Raw genomic sequence first — 16,231 nt, forward strand, 5'->3', positions numbered from 1 at the left:
CCCTGGAGAGGAGTTGATGACGCGGAGGATATCGATGGCGTGGACGGGGGAGCCGTCGGGGCGGCGCGGGCGGCGAGTCCGTCCTGTGCGGCGATGGCGTCGGCGGCCGTACGGCGGTTCACGGGCCGGGTACCGCACCCCCGCCCAGCGCGGAGATCACCCCGCCGTCGACCCGGACGTCCACGCCCGTCAGGAAGGAGGCCTCGTCGGAGAGGAGGAACGCGACCACGGCGGCGACCTCCTCCGGACGGCCCTCGCGGCCCAGCGGGGTGCGCTCGACCATGGCCTTCATGGACGGGTGGTGGGCGGCCTCCTGCCGTCCCTGCGGTGTGCCGATGATGCCGGGGGACACCGAGCACACCCGGCCGCCGAGAGCCCCGATCCGGACCGCCTCGCGCCGCACGAGACGCCGTACGCCGTGCTTGGCCCACGTGTACGCCGTGCCGGGCTCCTCCACGGACGGCCCCAGCGCGGCGCGCAGGCGGTCGAGGAACCGTGGATCCAGCGGCTCGCCCAGCGCGTCCTCCGCCGCCTCGGGGGGCTCGGCCAGCACGAGGTCCGCCGACATCGAGGCGAAGCACACCATCGCCGTCCCCCGGGTGACCAGCGGGCGGAGCGCCTCGTGCAGCAGGGCCGTGCCGACGAGGTCGACGATGAGGATGCGGCGCCAGTCGCCCATGGTCGGTGAGATCCCCGCGGCATGGGCCACGGCCCGGAGCCTGCCGAGTCGGGAGGCGCGCCGGGCCAGTCCGGTGAGCCCCGCGCCGTCGGTGATGTCGAGCTCGACCGGTTCCACGACCGCCCCGTGTCCCGACAGTTCCTCCGCGGCGGCGGTCGCGCCCGCCCCGTCACGGTCGACCACCAGCAGCCGGTCGACACGGCCGGTCAGCCGGCGCGCGCACTCCAGCCCCATGCCCCGGCCGCCACCGGTCACCACGCCCACGGTCGTCATCGGTCCTCCTCCTTCACGACGGTTGTCCGCCCGCGGCCCAGACGCGCTCCAGGACCGGCTGAAGCGCGCGGGTGACCAGTTCGATGCGCGGCCCCTGCGGACCGCGGTGGAACGCCCAGTGCGCGGTGCCGTCGGGGCGTACCCCCAGGGCCTCGCACGGATGGCCGCGCCGTACGAGGGCCGCGGAGTCGGCGGCCACGTCGTCGGACCAGTAACCGAGGTGGTGGACACCCGAGTCGGCGGGCTGCCACAGGGTGCCGGGGATGCTCGGGACCAGCTCGACGCGGGGCGTCGTCGCCGAGTACACGGACCGGAGGTCGAGTTCCGTCCCGCCTTCCGGCAGGACCACGTGCGACCGGCCGGCGAGTTCCTCGCACCAGGTGTATCCCCACAGTGCCGCCGCCCGCACGCCGAAAACACTGTTCTCCTTCACGAGAACGAGATTCTGACACCGGGGTGCGGGGGCGGACAAGGGTGGTGCATCCGAGAATCGGCTGCCGTCAGCGGTCCTCGCGCAACCACGCCTCCAGCGCGGCGAGGTCGGCGGCCGTGAGGCCGGTCCCGGAGTCGACGCGGTGGAGCAGGGCTCGCCCTTGATGGTGCGTCGACACCCAGGCGTGGTCGAGATCGGTGATCTCGTCGTCGACCCAGACGAACGGGCGCCCGGCCGCCAGCCGGACCAGGGCGCGCGTCTTCCAGTGCAGCACGCCCGCCTCGTCCGCCATGGGCGCCTGCGGGAGCCCCGCCACCGGCAGCGCGGGCAGGCCGAGCAGCGGCGCTATCACCTCGTTGGCCTTGGCCATCCAGGCGGTGGCCCACATCAGGACGCAGGGAAGCGCCAGCAGCCGAGGACCGTGCCCCAGGTCGATCCTCGCCAGCTGAGGATTCGACACATCCTCCCAGGCGTCCCACCCCTGAGGGGTCGAGGGCACCTGCGCGCCGCCGTACGGCAGGACCGTTCCGTCGACATCCAGAAAGAGCAGCGGAAGCTCCGCGTGACCAGGCATGCCCGCAAGGTATCGGCCCCCGTGTCACTCGTGTTTCGGAGGTACGCACAGCCACGCGAGGCCCGCGGCCACGAGGTACGCGAGGGCGCCGACGGCCATGCTGATGCGCAGCCCGGTGCCGGGGTCCGCCGCTGTGGCCAGGAGGCTGCCGCCGAGGGCCACCGCGGTGGCGCTGCCGAGCTGACGCGTGGTGTTGAACAGCGCGGAGGCGGTTCCCGAGTAGCCCGGGGGAGCGGCGGACATGACGGTGGTGGTCGCCCCGGTGAGGGCGAAGGACGTGCCGAAGCCGGCGGCCATCATGGGGGCGACGAGGAGCGCGTAGGCGGGGTCGGCTCCGGCGGCCGCCCAGCCGGCCAGCCCGAGGGCGGCGGTGAGCATGCCGGCGACCACCAGCGGGCGGTCGCCGGTACGGCGGGTGAGCCGTCCGGACAGGACGGAGGCGAACGTGGTCATCGCCACCGCCGGGAACAGGGCCAGCCCGGTGGCGAGGGCGCTGTAGCCGCGCTGCTGCTGGAACCCGAGGCTGGCGGTGAACACCATGCCGTAGAAGGCGAAGTTGAACAGCAGGCCGATGACGGCACCGCCGCTGATCGCGCGGGAGCGCAGCAGGTCCGGAGGCAGGACGGGGATGCGGGCGAGCCGCTCGCGCACCGCGAAGGCCGCCGCGGCGAGCACCGCGAGGCCGATCCCGGCGAGCACGGCCGGATCGGACCAGCCGCGCCGTCCGGCCTCGTTGAGCGCGCCGGTCAGCAGGGCCACGGCCGCCACGACGGCGCACTGCGCCGGCCAGTCCATCACCCGGGCGGGGTGCCGGGGCGAGCGGGCCACGTGCCGCAGCGTCAGCGCCAGACAGGCCGCGCCGACGGGCAGGTTGACGAGGAACACCCAGCGCCAGCCCACCGTGGACACGAGCAGCCCGCCGAGCAGCGGCCCGGCCGACGCCGCGATGCCCGCCATCGACCCCCACAGCCCGAAGGCCCGCGCACGGGCGGCGGGCGCCGGGTAGGCCTGCTGGAGCAGGGCCAGTGAACCGGGCACGATCAACGCCGCGCCGAGCCCCTCGACCAGCCGTGCGACGACGAGGAAGGGAGCGTTCGGAGCGAGGGCGCAGGCGGCCGAGGAGGCGGTGAACACCCCTACGCCCAGGCAGAAGACCAGCCGGTTCCCCAGCCGGTCGCCCAGCGCGCCACCCGTCAGCAGGAACCCGGCGAAGACCAGGGTGTATCCGTCGGTGGTCCACTGGATGCCGGTGAGCGAGGCCGACAGTTCGCGGCCGATCACCGGGACCGCCACGTTGATGACGGTCACGTCCAGGATGACCATGAAGTACCCGGCGCACACCGCCAGCAGCGGTGCCCACGACCGCCGTCCGGCGGACTCCGCGCACATCACGGCCTCAGCTCCATCCCGTCCGCGCAGCATCAACCAAGTGGTCACATTACGGGAGACATCTCCCGCGTCACGGCAGCCGAGCGCAGGGTGCCCAGCGGTTTCGGCGGCCTACGCGAAGCCGCCGTTGCTCATCAGGAGCTGGCCGTTGATCCACCCGCCCTCGCCCGAGCACAGGAAGTCCACGAGGTGCGCGGTGTCCCGCGGGGTCCCGAGACGGCCGAGCGGTGTGCCGCGGACGCAGTGCTCCCGCATCTCCTCCGACATCCAGCCGGTGTCGACCGGCCCGGGGTTGATCGCGTTGGCGGTCACACCGAGGTGCGCGAGTTCGCGGGCGGCGGCCAGGGTGATCCGGTCCAGGGCGCCCTTGCTCGCTCCGTAGGGAAGGTTGCCGACGGTGTGATCACTGGTGAGGCTGATGATCCGCCCGGTCCCCGGGGCCGCGGCGAAGCGGTGTCCGAACTCGCGGATCAGCAGCCAGGTGGCACGCGCGTTGACCGCGAAGTGCCGGTCGAAACTCTCGACGGTGGTGTCGAGCAGTCCGGAGTCGACCGACTCGCAGTGACACATCACCAGCGCGGTGACAGGACGGCCTAGTCGTTCCTCGACCGCGTCGAAGACCCGTGCCGGAGCCTTCGGATCGGCGAGATCCGCCTCGATCGCCGCGGTGTGTGCACCGGCTTCGGCCAGCGTCCGGCCGATGGTCTCGGCCGCACCGGTTTCCCTGCCCCAGCTCATACGATCGTCGTAGGGGGCCCAGTAGGTGAAGGCGATGTCCCAGCCCGACGCGGCCAGCCTGCGCGCGATGCCCGCACCGATCCCGACGGTCCGTCCCACCCCGGTGACCAGGGCGAGCGGGCGGTCGGCCCCGTGGGAGGGCCGGTCCCGATCGCTGTTCGTCGTCACGGACCGGGATCGTCCATGACCGGCACCGCAAGGTCAATCGCTTTTCCCGGGCACCTGCCCTCGGCGGCCTCCCGACGGACACCGCGAGGGCCGTACGGAACGTCCCGCACGAGGACCGAGGCACGCGTCGTGGCCGTCCATGACAAGGGAGTCGGCTTCGGCCGTCCCCCCTCGCCCCGGGCCTCCTGATCCGCACGGACGGCACCGAGGCGACGAGGGACCGCCCGGCCGCCCCGACCGCCGCCCACCCGGGGCCTGACCCTGGAGCGGACGGCCGACGACTCCGGCACCGGTCAGGACACCCCGCCAACAAGCTGGTCGCCGCGACCGCCCGGCGCCGGACCGAGATCGCCACCGCCGCCCTCACCACGGGCCCGCAGCCCTGGCCGACCGGCCCCGCCTGGCTCCTCCCGGTCCTCGCGGCCACGGTTCTGGCCACGGCCTTCCGCACCCTCGAGCTCCCGACCCGCCGAGCCCTGCGCACCGCACCGGCGGAGGCGATCCGCGCCAACTGAACTCGCCCCAGAGCCAAGGGGGTTGGCGACAGCCGTCCTGGAACAGCCGCACTGATACGGTCCGATCATGCCGCGCCTCGTGGAAGTCCCCGGGTACGTACGCTTCTGGACCGCCTCGGCCGTATCCGCCTTCGGCTCCCAGATCACGGGCCTGGCCCTGCAGATCCTCACCGCCGTGGCGCTGGGCGCGTCCGCCACGGAGGTGGGCATGGTCAACGCCGCCCGCTGGCTGCCGTACCTGCTCTTCGGACTGGTGGCCGGGGTGCTGGTGGACCGCTGCCGGCGCAAGCCGTTGATGGTCGGCACGGATCTCGGACGGGCGGTCCTGCTCGGTGCGATACCCGTGCTGTACGCGCTGGACCGGCTGAGCGTCCCGGCGGTGTGCGCGTGCGTCTTCGCCGTCGGAGTGCTGTCCCTGCTGTTCGAGGCGGCCAACCAGTCGTACGTGCCACGGCTGGTCCCCAAGGACCTGCTCAACGCCGCCTACGCCCGGGTGGAGCAGGCCGGCGCGGTGGCGGGTTCGACCGGTCCCCTCGTCGCCGGGGTACTGATCAAGATCATGGGGGCGCCGCTCGCCGTGCTGGTGGACGCCCTCACCTATCTGATGTCCGGGCTGTTCCTCGCCTCGGTGAAGGCACCCGATCCGGTTCCCGACCGGGGCGCGCGCCGCAGTGTGGGCAGCGAGCTGCGGGAGGGACTCGCCTGGGTCTACCGGCATCGCACGCTGGCGTCCATCGCCCTGACCTCGCACGCGATGCTCCTGTTCAACAGCATGGTGAGCACGGTCTTCGTGGTCTTCGCCCTGCACGAGCTGAAGGTCGGGAGCTTCGGTCTGGGGGTCACCTACGCCTGCGCCGGCGTCGGCGCGGTACTGGGCGGCGCGCTCTCCGGCCGGGTCGTGCGGAGGCTGGAGGTCGGCGCCACGCTGATCGTCTTCCGGGTGCTCGCCGCGGTCGGCTGGCTGCCCCTGGTCCTGGCCCAGCGCGGACCGTGGGCCCTCGTCTCCGTCGCGCTCGCCCACTTCGTCGTCTCCCTGGCGATCGGTGTCGAGAGCCCGGTGGAGATGAGCTACCGGCAGTCGGTGACGCCCGACCGGCTGCGCGGGCGGATGAACGCGACGATCCGCTCGATGAACTGGGGCATGGTCGCGGTCGGCGCACCCCTCGGCGGCATCCTCGCCGACCAGGTCGGCCATCGCTTCGCCCTGGCGGTCGGACTGTCCGGAGCGGTCGCCCAGGCACTCGTGTTGGCCGTCTCTCCCACCCGCCGGGCCCGGGCCGCCGATGAACTCGGCACATCGGCAGTGGACTTGACACCCCGCCACGCGTCGGCCGAGGGCGGCCTCGACTGACCCAGCAACACCCCTTCACGACAGGCGAGTTGCTGATTTCCCCGGGTGCGCCCCACCCGTTTATGATCTTGGTCGTGACTGTGCAGAATTCTGACAAGACGCTCTCCCGCAAGCAGAGGCTCCAGGAGAAGCAGCGCCGCCAGCTCTCGGTGGTCGACACGGTGGACAAGGCCGAGGCCAAGGTCCGCAAGGCGGAGTCCGAACTGGCCGTGGCGGTCGCCGAGGCGGTGCAGGTGTTCGGCGACGAGAAGTCCGCGTCCGAGGGACTCGACATGGCGCCCGAGGCGATCCGGCGCTTCCTGCGCATGGCTCAGGAGGAGACCGCGAAGACCGAGGAGCCCGCCGAGGAGGCCTGACCCGGAGCGCCTCGGTCACCGCACACGGACACCGCCGTCAGGCGCCACCGGTGGACCCGTGACGCGCCAGCTCGGTGGCCAGGCGCCGCATCACGGTGCGGTTGGCGCGCCGCATCGTGGACCGTACGACCGGGGCCAGCAGCCGGTCGGCCAGCGGGGCGCGCACCCAGGCGTACGTGAACGCGACACGGCTGCCGCCGCCGGGCAGTGCTTCGATCGTGTACGTGCCGTGGGCCAGACGCCGGCCGGCCGCGCTGACGTTGCGTTCGACGAGGCGCCGCGGCGGGTCGGCCTCGACGACCTCGATGTCGACGTCGGACCGCACACCGCCCAGCGCGACGGTGACGGTGGCGCGCGACCCGACGCCGCGGCCCGGGCCGTCGTAGCGCCAGCCGGTCAGCTAGTGGTCGGTGAATCGCTCGTGGTGCGACATGACATCGAGGAAGTCGTAGGCCTGCTCGGGCGTCTGCGGTACGTCGATCGACACGGTGACAGACTTCACGCGCCACACGGTACGCTCCACCCGGGAGCCCGGTCTCCCGCTGCGGCGCCGGATCACCGCCGGCCGAGCCGATCGGCGAAGCCGGTCCGCCAGGCCGGCCGCTCGGGCAGCCAACCCCGGCCGCGCGCAAGCGCGTTGAGCGCGCCGCGTTCCCGTTCCTGTCGGCCCGCCAGCGGCTCGGGCGCGGGCACGGCGAGCGCTCGGGCCAGGACCGGAAGCCACGCGTGCGCGGGGGGCGGGCTCGTCGTCCACGACGTTGACCGGTCCGCCCGGCCAGTGCCGCCGCGAGCGCGCCGCCCCGTGCGTAGCAGGCCGTAGCGCAGTACGACCGCCGTCTCCCCAGGTTCCGGGTGCCCTCACGGCGCAGCCGGCCGTTGGCGGTCCCGTCCGGGGCGGAGAGGTCGGAGAGGTCGGTGAGCTGGTGGATCACCGCGTCCGGTGACGCCGCGCGGACCCGATCGTCCTGCTCGGTTTCAGTGCGGTCCGGTTCGGGCTGAGTTTCGGCGCGGCGGTGACCGCCATCGTGGTCGGGGCGGCGCCGGGTTCGGTGCGGATGGCGGTGATCTCGAGGATGGGGGTGCGGAAGGCTCGGCCTCGTTCCAGGTCCGCGTCCACTCCTCCGTGACACCGCAGTCGTCGTCGGTGATCATCACGAGCGGCGTCCGCTCGCGAGGTCCGAGGCTCAGCGCGAGGAACGCCTTCCGCGCTGCCGCAGCCGGACTGCGACCTGTGCGAGGGGCGCGGGTACCGCACCGACAGACTCGGCGTCCACTGCGGACTCGACAAGTCCCGGGACCGTCGAACCACGCGAGCAGTATGCGTTCGACACCCAGAACGTCACGGACTTCGCCGCCTTCCCGCGCACCTCAGGAGGGTTCCGCATCGAGTGACCGGCCGCTGGGCGACGGACGGGAGGCCCGGTCACGACATGTGTCCACGGGGTGGCCGGGGGGGCACGGGAGACGATCGGCCGGCGTGCCGCGCGACGCCGTGAGCCGCGCCGTCGACGGGCGATGCCCGTGGGCAGCAGGGGTGGGTGTCAGTGGCGGGTTGTAGCGTCCCGTCCCATGAACAGGGCAACTTCCCCCTCGGGCTACCGCGTCATCACCGCCGATGAGGCCGAGGCGCGCTTCGACGCCGGTGCCGACCTCGTCTATCCCTACGAGGATTTCGCCGATGAGCAGGAGATCCGGCTGTACGAGGGTCCGCTGCACGTGGTGGGGAACCTGGAGCGGGAGGGCGACGGCGACTGGTCACCGTGCAATGTGATCGTGGACGGTGATCTGACCGTCGACGGGGATCTGGAGTGGTGGGACTCCGCCGGCGGCACCTTCCTGCTGGTCACGGGGAACGTACGGGCGCGCAATGTGCTGCTGTCGGGATGCCCGGACGTGGTGGTCCGGGGCGACCTCACCGTCACCGGAGGCGTCCAGGGACACCACGGCGACGACGGTGGATTTCTGACGGTCAAGGGCCTGGTCCGGGCCCAGGTCGTGATCAGCACCCTGTACTTCAACCTGGACTTCGCCCGGCGGCCGGACGCCCTGCTCATAGCCGACACGTACCGGACCACCTGCCCGGTCGACCTCACCCCTGACGAACTGGATGACATCGTGCTGCCCGAACTGCTCGACCGCGACGACCGAGCGGACGAACACAAGATCGGCGAGGCACTGCGCGCGGGACGCCCCGTGCTGCGCCCCGGTGTGCGCGCGACGTCGGCGGGTGCCGCCCCGGTCTAGGCACGACGCCCGGACGCCCGGACGCCGTCGCCGGGAGCTGGGACGCAACGGTGCGGGCGTGGGACGCGGTGACGGGGGAGCGGATCGGGGAGAGTCTGGTGTTCCCCGCCAAGGTGAACGCGGTCGAGGTGACACCGGACGGGCGACTGGCCGTCGCGTACGGCACGGAACCGGCCGTTCTGACCCCTCCTCAGTGGAGGGACTACGTGTAGTCAAGCGGAAGTTGAAGAAGTTACAGTGTCGGCCTCACTTGATCGACCGCTGTCTTCTGAAGTGGGAGCGCCTCAACCCGGCGGCTCTGGGAAGGGGTTCGGTGGAACAGGGGACCGCGCCCCGGCAGCGGGAGCGAACGCGCTCACGGATCTCGCCGTACTTGTCCCGGCCGGATGCGACACTCACCGGCGTCCTCGGTGTCCGGGCCCGATTAACGCCCCACCGCCCGGCGTTCCGCTTTCTGGCCGACGGGACCAGTGACCGGGTCGAGACGTGGACCTACGCGGAGCTGAAGCGGCACGCCGACGCCGTGACCGCGCGGCTGCGGGCCGGAGGGCACCGCGGCGGCCGGGTGGTGCTGGCCGGTCGGCCCGGACTGCCCTTCGTGGCGGGGCTGTTGGGCGTACTCCAGGCCGGTGCGACGGCCGTCCCGGCCTTTCCACCGACCAACCGGCGGGCCGTGACCCGGCTCCGTTCGATCCTGGCCGACTGTGTGCCGGGCGCGATTCTGGCCGACTCCCGGCACGAGCGGCGATTCGCCGGGGTGACGGACGCCGGGGAAGCGCTGCCCCCCTTGATCCCGCTGGACGACGCGCCTTCTTCGCAGGGGGCCGACCCGCCCGGCCCGACGGCGCCCCACGATCCGGTGCGGCCGACGGACACGGCGCTCATCCAGTACTCCTCCGGCTCGACCGGCGACCCGAAGGGCGTCGAGCTGACACACGCCAACCTGATGAGCAACTGCCACTCCATCGGCCGGCACATCGGCGCGGAGGACGATCGCGTCGGGTTGACCTGGTTGCCGCCGTACCACGACATGGGGCTCATCGGAACGATCATGCTGGCGCTTCACGGCGGCTGGCCGCTGCTGATGATGACGCCGGAGCACTTCGTCCAGCAGCCGGCCCGCTGGCTCCGGGCGATCACCGACCACCGGGTGACCATCACCGTGGCGCCGAACTTCGCCTTCCAGCTCTGCGCGGACACCGTGGACGACGAGGACCTGGCCGGTGTGGACCTGTCGTCGCTCCGGCAGGTCTTCTGCGGCTCCGAGCCGGTCGCCCTCGACACGCTCGACGCCTTCCGGAAGCGGTTCGCGCCCCTGGGCTACCAGGAGGAGACGCTGATCCCGTGCTACGGGCTCGCCGAGGCCACGCTCCTCGTGACGGCCAAGGCGCCCGGGACGGCCCTCGGCGTCGAGTGGGTGGACCGCGAGGCGCTGTCACGTGGCCGGGCGGTCACCCGGGACGAGCTCCCGCGCGAGCGGGAGGGGAACCCGAGCGGCGACGCGGTGCCCATCGTCGGTTGCGGAGTCCCGGCGGAGGGCCACGACCTCCTGGTCGTCGATCCCGAATCCGGCCGGGTGCTGGCCGACGGCACGGTCGGGGAGATCTGGGTCCACGGGCCCCATGTCGCCGTCGGCTACCACGGCAGACCCGGGCCGACCGCCACGGTGTTCGGCGCGACACCCGCCGACCGCGCGGGCCGGCACAGCGGTCCGGACAAGACGTATCTGCGGACCGGTGACCTCGGCTATCTGCGCGACGGCGAACTCTTCGTCACCGGCCGGATCAGCGGACTGCTCGTGGTGGCCGGCCGCAACCTCTACCCCCAGGACATCGAGCGCACGGTCGACCGCGCCGACCCGTCCGTCCACCGTTCGGTCGTCTTCGCGGTGCGCGGCACGTCCGAGGAACACGTCGTCGTGGTCGCCGAGGTACGCGACAGCCGCCGGACCCGGGCCGAACTCGACTCCCTGCACGGCAGGTTGCTGGCGGCGGTGGCCGCGGAGCACGGCGTTCGGCCGGCCGGGGTGCACCTCGTGCGGATCGGCACCATCCCCCTGACCACGAGCGGGAAGATCCGCCGGGGAGCGGCACGGTCGGCGTATCCGGAGCGCACCCTGGGCAGCGTCCTCGTACCGTCCGACACCTGCGCAGACGGGGAGCCGCGCCATGGACACTGAAGCCCCGCCGAGGGATCACCGCGCGCTCGCCCTCGCCTGCGCCACGGTCGGCGGATCCACGGCCGGTTTCGTGGCCGCGATCCTCTTCACCGTCCACCACGGCTGGTCGTGGCTGCACTTCGGGCTGTTCACCGGCATGTACCTCGTCACCTCGCTGGGGGTCGAGGGCGGGCTGCACCGGTTCTTCTCGCACCGCTCGTTCTCCGCCGGCCCGGTGCTGACCTTCCTGTGGGGCATCGCCGGCAGCATGGCGGCTCAGGGGCCGATCCTGTTCTGGGTGTCGGTGCACCGCAAGCACCACGCCTTCGCCGACCGGGACGGCGATCCGCACTCGCCGCGCCCGCGGGGGGAGGGACGGCTGGCGGTGCTGCGCGGCCTGTGGCACGGCCATGTCGGATGGCTGTTCACCGTTAGGCGGGAGGGCTGGGCCAAGTTCGTCCCCGACCTGCTGCGCAATCGCCATGTCCACACGGTCGACCGCTACTACGCCGGGTGGATCGCCCTGGGGCTGGCCCTGCCGGCCGGAGTGGGCTGGGCGGCGACCGGCCGCCCCGTGGACGCGCTCGGCGGACTCCTGTGGGGCGGATTCGCCCGCATGTTCGTCCTCGACCATGTGACGTGGACCGTCAACTCACTGGGACACACCCGGGGCCGCCGCCCGTACGACACCCGGGACTCCAGCCAGAACCTCGCCGTCCTCGCGCCTGTCTCGGTGGGCGGGTCCTGGCACAACAACCACCACTCCCAGCCGTCGCTGGCACATAACCGGCACCGCTTCTGGCAGCTCGACATCACCGGCGGGGTCATCAGCCTCCTGGACCGAGCGGGACTGGTGTCGGACGTCCGCTACCCCGCGCGCACGAGCGCGGCCCGGGAAGCCCGGTAGAAGAGGGAGAGGGAACCATGTCGGCTGTCAGCGCCCCGGCGGGCATCGTCCGGCTCGACCCGAGAAGCCTGCGGATCAAGAGATTCTCCGCGCTGACCACCATGGTCCTTCCGCTCCTCGGTACCGTCGCCGCCGGATACCTGCTGGTCACCGGGCAGTTCACGGTGACCGATCTGGTCCTGTTCGGCGTGTTCTACTGCGTGCACCTCGGCGGAGTCACCATCGGGCTGCACCGGTACCTCGCCCACAAGGCGTTCAGGACCTCGCCCTGGTTCCAGGACGTCCTGATGGCCGCCGGATCCATGGCCGCGCAGGGCCCGCTGCTGTTCTGGGTGGCGACCCACCGGCGGCACCACAAGTACGCCGACCGCGAGGGCGACCCGCACTCGCCCAACCTGCACGGCACCGGCCTCAAGGCCCGGCTGCGCGGCCTGTGGTACGCGCACATGCCGTGGATGCTCAGCGACGAGTCGTCGAAGTGGTCCGTCTACGCGCCGGACGTCCTGCGTGAGCGACGTCTGGTCCTGCACCACCGGCTCTATCCGACCTGGGTGACGGCGGGGCTCGTCCTCCCGGCCGCGATCGGCCTCGCCGTCGGGCACACGGCCCTGTCCGCCTTCTCCGGGCTCGTCTTCGGCGGCCTCGCCCGGATCTTCGTCGCCAACCAGGCCGCGTGGTGCGTCGGGTCGCTCTGCCACGCCTTCGGCAGCAGGCCGTTCGACAACGGGGACAAGAGCACCAACAACTGGTGGGTCGCCGTCCTCACCTTCGGCGAGGGCCTCCAGAACAACCACCACGCCTTTCCCGGGTCCTACCGCCACGCCACCCGGTGGTGGGAGCCCGACCTCAGCGGCTGGGTGCTGACCGCCCTCGGCCGGCTGCACATCGTATGGAATCTGCACGAGCCCTCAGCCGCACGGATAGCCCAGAAACGACAGGAGCCCCACCGTGTTTCGCCGTGACAAGAACGCACGCACCTCCGACGGCCCGGTCACCGAGGAGGCCATCCGCGCGTGGATGGTCGACTACCTGGTGGACAAGCTGTCCGTGGAGCCCTCCACCGTCGACACGAGCCGGGCCTTCGAGGACTACGGACTCGACTCCCGCGCCGGAATCCAGATGTGCGGAAAGCTGGAGAAGTTCGTCGAACTCCGGCTGTCGCCCGCCCTGTTGTACGAGCACTCCTCCATCGACGCCGTCGCCGCCCACCTCGGCCGGCGGCTCGTCGAGGAGCACAGCCACTGAGGGCGACAGCGAGAGCGAGGACGTCATGGCGTTGAGCGGCATTCCGACCAGCCCGGACCGGCGGTTCGAGGAGTTCCTGGACAAGTCACGGGCGTTGGAAGGACGGCACCTGACGGAGTCGATCCCGCGCGAGTTATTCACCCCGCGCACGGCCCGCGGACTGCTCGGCCTCGCCGTGAGCCTCGCCCTCTACGCGGGGGCGATGACCGGAGTCGTGTTCTCCCCCTCCTGGCTGCTCGACATCCCGCTGTGGTTCGTGGCCGGCCTCGGCGGCTGGGGCATGCACTGCATCGCGCACGACTGCGGCCACGGCTCCTTCTCCCGGTCACGACGCCTCAACACCGCCGTGGGAAGCGTCGCGCTGCTCCCGCTGCTCTACCCGTACCACTCCTGGCGTCATGTGCACAATCTGCATCACTCGTACACCAACAACCTCGAACTCGACACCGACTGGCGGCCGTTGCCCCCGGCCGCCTACCGGCGCCTTTCCCCCTTCGCCAAAGCGGTCTACGCGGGCACCCGCACCTGGGCCTTCTGGGGCGGGACGGTCCGGTACTGGTTCGTGTCGGGCTTCCGGCCCGGCTACTTCCCCAAGCGGTCGATGCGCCGCGAGGTGTGGCGGTCCATCGCCTTCACCGCGCCCGTCGCCGTCGTCGGCCTGTCCTCGCTCGTGGTGTTCACCGGCGTACGAGGCCTCCTGTACTACTTCGTGCTGCCCTGGCTGATGACCCATCTGTGGTTCAGCGCCACGACCCTCATGCACCACAGCGCCGCCGACGTCCCCTTCCTGACCTCGCAGCACTGGACCCGCAACGCCGCGCGGCTGCTCCTCACCACGGACTACGCGTACCCGAGGGTGCTGTCGTTCCTGACCCACAACATCTCCGTCCACACCGCGCACCACGTGGCCCCGGCGATCCCGTTCTACAACCTCCCGAAGGCACAGCTCGCCCTGAAGAGCGCCCACCCGGGAATGGTCCGCGAGGAGCGGCTGAGGCTCGGCCGGCTGTGGCGCATCCTGCGCAGCCTGCACCTGTACGACACGGAAGCGGGCTTCTACACCGGCTTCGAGGCGGCGAAGGAAGCACCGGGAAGGACGCAGTGACTTCAATGGAGGCATGGTCATGCCAGCGACCGATCACCAGCTGACCGGGCCGGTCATGGGCCCGGCCGAGGCCCTCTCCGAGCTGTTCACCCCGGCCGGAAAGCACCACCCCTACCCCCTGTACGACGCCCTGTGGGAACTCGGCCCGGTGATCCCCCTGGGCCCGGCCGGCACGCTCGTACTCGGCTACGACGAGATCTGCACCGCCCTGCGCGACTCCCGTTTCCTGGTCACCGACGCCGCCGTGCACGAGGCGACCGGCATGAACGACCACTCCTCGTGGCAGTGCCTCACAAAGATCATGATGTTCAGCAACTCACCCGACCACGAACGCATGCGACGCTTCGCGGGCTGGGCCTACGCGCCGCGCCAGGTCGCCGAGCGCCGCCGGTCGGCGGTCGAGGCGGCGGAGCGCTGGACGTCCCACCTCGCCACCCTCGACGGCGGCGGCCCGGTCGATCTGGTCGAGGCGTTCGCCACCCGTGTCCCGATCACCGTCACCGGAGAACTGCTCGGCATCCCCGAGGCCGACCGTATGCCGCTGCGCACCGCCATCACCGCGACCACGACGGCCTTCGAGCCCGTCTTCGACCGTGACGAACTGCTGCCCGCCGACGCGGGGATGGACGTACTGGTCGACTGTCTCGCCGACCTGGTGCGGGAACGCCGGCGCCGCCCGGGGGACGATCTGATCAGCGCGATGGTACGAGACCGGGATGCCGGCGGAGCGTTGAGCGAGGAGGAACTCGTCGCCAGCCTGGTGATGTTCCTCATCGCCGGCGTGCAGAGCCCCAGCGACCTGATCGGCAACACGGTACGCCTCGCACTGAACCGCCCCGCCGAGGGCCGGAGGATGACCACCGATCACGACCACGCCGCGGCCTTCATCACCGAGACCCTGCGGATCGACCCGCCGAACCACGTCCTGACCCGCGCCGCCGCGACGGACATCGACTTCCACGGCCACCGCGTCGCCGCCGGCACCAGGGCACTGCTGGTCCTCGCCGCCGCCAACCGCGACCCCCGCCAGTTCACCGACCCGGCGACCTTCGACCTCGCCCGGAGGGACAACCGGCCGCTCTCCTTCGGTCTGGGCCCGCACTACTGCCTGGGCGCCGCGTTCGCCAGGATGCAGGTCGAGGCCGCCGTACCCGTCCTCCTGCGCCGTTTCCCCCGTATGACCCTCGCGGCCCCGCCCACCTACCGGGACCAGCTCGTGACACGCGGCTTCGCCCGCATGGAGGTGGACCTCGGCTCCTAGGGCCTGGCGGATCACCGGAGCAGGAACCGAACGAATCGACCACGAGGGGGAGTTGGCTGTGACAGCGGAGAACATCGACGAGGTCGTGGACGGGCTGGCCGGGATCGTGCGGGAGGCCCGTCGCGCGGGTGACCGCATCGGGTACTTCGCGGCGCTGTACCGGCAGGTGACCGTCGAGGTCCGTACGGGCATTCACGCCGGGTTGTTCGAGGACGGCGCCCGGATGGACCGCTTCGACACGCTCTTCGGCAACCGCTACTTCGACGCGTACGACGCCTGGCGCCGCGACCGCAGCGGGCCGCGGTGCTGGCGCCAGACGTTCGGTCTGCTCGCCGACGCCGACACCGTCATCGTCCAGCACCTGCTGCTCGGCGTGAACGCGCACATCAACCTCGACCTCGCCCTCGCGGCCGCGCGGACCGCCCCGGGCGAGGACATCCACGCGCTGCGGCACGACTTTCTGCTGATCAACGACATCCTGGGGCGGGTGGTGCTCGCGGTGCAGGACTCGGTCGGCGACCTGTCACCGTTCCTGTCGCTGCTGGACCAGGTCGGGGCCCGCACCGACGAGCGGATCCTCGACTTCAGTGTCCGCCAGTCCCGCGAGGAGGCGTGGCACAACGCCGTTGTGCTGGCCGGCCTGAACGAAGCGGAGCAGGCGGCCACCATCGAGCGGCTCGACGTCAGGGCGGCCGTGCTCGCACGGTTGATAGCGCGCCCGGGCGGCGTCGTCCGCCCGGCCCTGGAGCTGATCCGGCGGACGGAGAATGATGACGTGCCGGCCGTCATCAGGCATCTCGACCACGCCATGCAGCGGCCCTCCGCCCGGTAGGGG

The 16,231-nt window shown here is 71.8% G+C and carries 17 protein-coding genes; 11 read left to right on the forward strand and 6 right to left on the reverse strand.

Going from position 1 to position 16,231, the window contains the following annotated elements; genetic code table 11:
* Positions 1 to 118: 118 nt before the first annotated feature.
* From AQJ64_RS15320 to AQJ64_RS15340, 5 genes are all read right to left on the reverse strand, one after another.
* Positions 119 to 952, reverse strand: a complete 834-nt coding sequence (locus tag AQJ64_RS15320; RefSeq protein ID WP_055637171.1) for an SDR family oxidoreductase — start codon at positions 950 to 952, stop codon at positions 119 to 121.
* Between the two features lie 13 nt (positions 953 to 965).
* Entirely contained in the window at positions 966 to 1,385 is a 420-nt protein-coding gene (locus tag AQJ64_RS15325; protein WP_063788831.1) for a VOC family protein, read from the reverse strand.
* A gap of 67 nt (positions 1,386 to 1,452) precedes the next feature.
* On the reverse strand, positions 1,453 to 1,959 hold the full coding sequence (locus AQJ64_RS15330; protein ID WP_055637173.1) for an HAD domain-containing protein: 507 nt from the start codon (positions 1,957 to 1,959) through the stop codon (positions 1,453 to 1,455).
* A gap of 24 nt (positions 1,960 to 1,983) precedes the next feature.
* A complete protein-coding gene (locus AQJ64_RS15335; RefSeq protein WP_055637174.1) occupies positions 1,984 to 3,348 on the reverse strand; it encodes an MFS transporter in 1,365 nt (454 codons plus the stop codon).
* Positions 3,349 to 3,459: 111 nt separating this feature from the next.
* The gene (locus tag AQJ64_RS15340; protein ID WP_055637175.1) at positions 3,460 to 4,254 is read right to left on the reverse strand and encodes an SDR family oxidoreductase; all 795 of its coding nucleotides are present in this window, start codon (positions 4,252 to 4,254) and stop codon (positions 3,460 to 3,462) included.
* A 582-nt stretch (positions 4,255 to 4,836) separates the two neighbouring features.
* Between AQJ64_RS15340 and AQJ64_RS15345 the strand changes: the two genes are divergently transcribed.
* Together AQJ64_RS15345 and AQJ64_RS15350 are read left to right on the forward strand one after the other, a co-directional pair.
* Complete coding sequence (locus tag AQJ64_RS15345) at positions 4,837 to 6,120, forward strand: MFS transporter (protein ID WP_055637176.1); 1,284 nt, start codon at positions 4,837 to 4,839, stop codon at positions 6,118 to 6,120.
* Positions 6,121 to 6,194: 74 nt separating this feature from the next.
* Complete coding sequence (locus AQJ64_RS15350) at positions 6,195 to 6,476, forward strand: hypothetical protein (RefSeq protein ID WP_240512858.1); 282 nt, start codon at positions 6,195 to 6,197, stop codon at positions 6,474 to 6,476.
* A gap of 37 nt (positions 6,477 to 6,513) precedes the next feature.
* Here the strand turns inward: AQJ64_RS15350 and AQJ64_RS15355 are convergent, their stop codons facing one another.
* The gene (locus AQJ64_RS15355) at positions 6,514 to 6,876 is read right to left on the reverse strand and encodes an SRPBCC family protein (protein WP_338060009.1); all 363 of its coding nucleotides are present in this window, start codon (positions 6,874 to 6,876) and stop codon (positions 6,514 to 6,516) included.
* Positions 6,877 to 8,045: 1,169 nt separating this feature from the next.
* On the opposite strand from AQJ64_RS15355, the gene AQJ64_RS50750 reads away from it, so the two are divergent.
* The 9 genes from AQJ64_RS50750 to AQJ64_RS15400 all read left to right on the forward strand — a co-directional run bounded on the left by AQJ64_RS50750 (position 8,046) and on the right by AQJ64_RS15400 (position 16,228).
* Complete coding sequence (locus tag AQJ64_RS50750) at positions 8,046 to 8,720, forward strand: bactofilin family protein (protein ID WP_055637179.1); 675 nt, start codon at positions 8,046 to 8,048, stop codon at positions 8,718 to 8,720.
* 50 nt (positions 8,721 to 8,770) lie between these two features.
* Positions 8,771 to 8,932 (forward strand): hypothetical protein, encoded by a 162-nt coding sequence (locus AQJ64_RS50755; protein WP_240512859.1) that lies wholly within the window; start codon positions 8,771 to 8,773, stop codon positions 8,930 to 8,932.
* A gap of 161 nt (positions 8,933 to 9,093) precedes the next feature.
* A complete protein-coding gene (locus AQJ64_RS15370) occupies positions 9,094 to 10,899 on the forward strand; it encodes a fatty acyl-AMP ligase (RefSeq protein ID WP_240512860.1) in 1,806 nt (601 codons plus the stop codon).
* Positions 10,889 to 11,785: an acyl-CoA desaturase gene (locus AQJ64_RS15375; protein ID WP_055637180.1), complete on the forward strand. Its 897-nt coding sequence runs from the start codon at positions 10,889 to 10,891 to the stop codon at positions 11,783 to 11,785. Before AQJ64_RS15370 ends, AQJ64_RS15375 begins: the two co-directional genes overlap by 11 nt.
* Positions 11,786 to 11,802: 17 nt before the next feature.
* On the forward strand, positions 11,803 to 12,747 hold the full coding sequence (locus AQJ64_RS15380; protein WP_055637181.1) for an acyl-CoA desaturase: 945 nt from the start codon (positions 11,803 to 11,805) through the stop codon (positions 12,745 to 12,747).
* On the forward strand, positions 12,734 to 13,030 hold the full coding sequence (locus AQJ64_RS15385) for an acyl carrier protein (RefSeq protein ID WP_055637182.1): 297 nt from the start codon (positions 12,734 to 12,736) through the stop codon (positions 13,028 to 13,030). Before AQJ64_RS15380 ends, AQJ64_RS15385 begins: the two co-directional genes overlap by 14 nt.
* Before the next feature lie 25 nt (positions 13,031 to 13,055).
* Positions 13,056 to 14,135: a fatty acid desaturase gene (locus AQJ64_RS15390; RefSeq protein ID WP_055637183.1), complete on the forward strand. Its 1,080-nt coding sequence runs from the start codon at positions 13,056 to 13,058 to the stop codon at positions 14,133 to 14,135.
* A gap of 19 nt (positions 14,136 to 14,154) precedes the next feature.
* The gene (locus tag AQJ64_RS15395) at positions 14,155 to 15,396 is read left to right on the forward strand and encodes a cytochrome P450 (RefSeq protein ID WP_055637189.1); all 1,242 of its coding nucleotides are present in this window, start codon (positions 14,155 to 14,157) and stop codon (positions 15,394 to 15,396) included.
* A gap of 58 nt (positions 15,397 to 15,454) precedes the next feature.
* Entirely contained in the window at positions 15,455 to 16,228 is a 774-nt protein-coding gene (locus AQJ64_RS15400) for a DUF5995 family protein (RefSeq protein WP_055637184.1), read from the forward strand.
* Positions 16,229 to 16,231: the final 3 nt, after the last annotated feature.

This window comes from Streptomyces griseoruber (assembly GCF_001514205.1).
GTDB classification, from domain to species: Bacteria; Actinomycetota; Actinomycetes; order Streptomycetales; family Streptomycetaceae; genus Streptomyces; species Streptomyces griseoruber.

Bases quoted from the DNA above. Each gene is read 5' to 3' on its own strand.
- AQJ64_RS15320 (WP_055637171.1), bottom strand. From the start codon at position 952: ATGACGACCGTGGGCGTGGTGACCGGTGGCGGCCGGGGCATGGGGCTG.
- AQJ64_RS15330 (WP_055637173.1), bottom strand. From the start codon at position 1,959: ATGCCTGGTCACGCGGAGCTTCCGCTGCTCTTTCTGGATGTCGACGGA.
- AQJ64_RS15335 (WP_055637174.1), bottom strand. From the start codon at position 3,348: ATGTGCGCGGAGTCCGCCGGACGGCGGTCGTGGGCACCGCTGCTGGCG.
- AQJ64_RS15345 (WP_055637176.1), top strand. From the start codon at position 4,837: ATGCCGCGCCTCGTGGAAGTCCCCGGGTACGTACGCTTCTGGACCGCC.
- AQJ64_RS50750 (WP_055637179.1), top strand. From the start codon at position 8,046: ATGAACAGGGCAACTTCCCCCTCGGGCTACCGCGTCATCACCGCCGAT.
- AQJ64_RS15375 (WP_055637180.1), top strand. From the start codon at position 10,889: ATGGACACTGAAGCCCCGCCGAGGGATCACCGCGCGCTCGCCCTCGCC.
- AQJ64_RS15380 (WP_055637181.1), top strand. From the start codon at position 11,803: ATGTCGGCTGTCAGCGCCCCGGCGGGCATCGTCCGGCTCGACCCGAGA.
- AQJ64_RS15390 (WP_055637183.1), top strand. From the start codon at position 13,056: ATGGCGTTGAGCGGCATTCCGACCAGCCCGGACCGGCGGTTCGAGGAG.
- AQJ64_RS15395 (WP_055637189.1), top strand. From the start codon at position 14,155: ATGCCAGCGACCGATCACCAGCTGACCGGGCCGGTCATGGGCCCGGCC.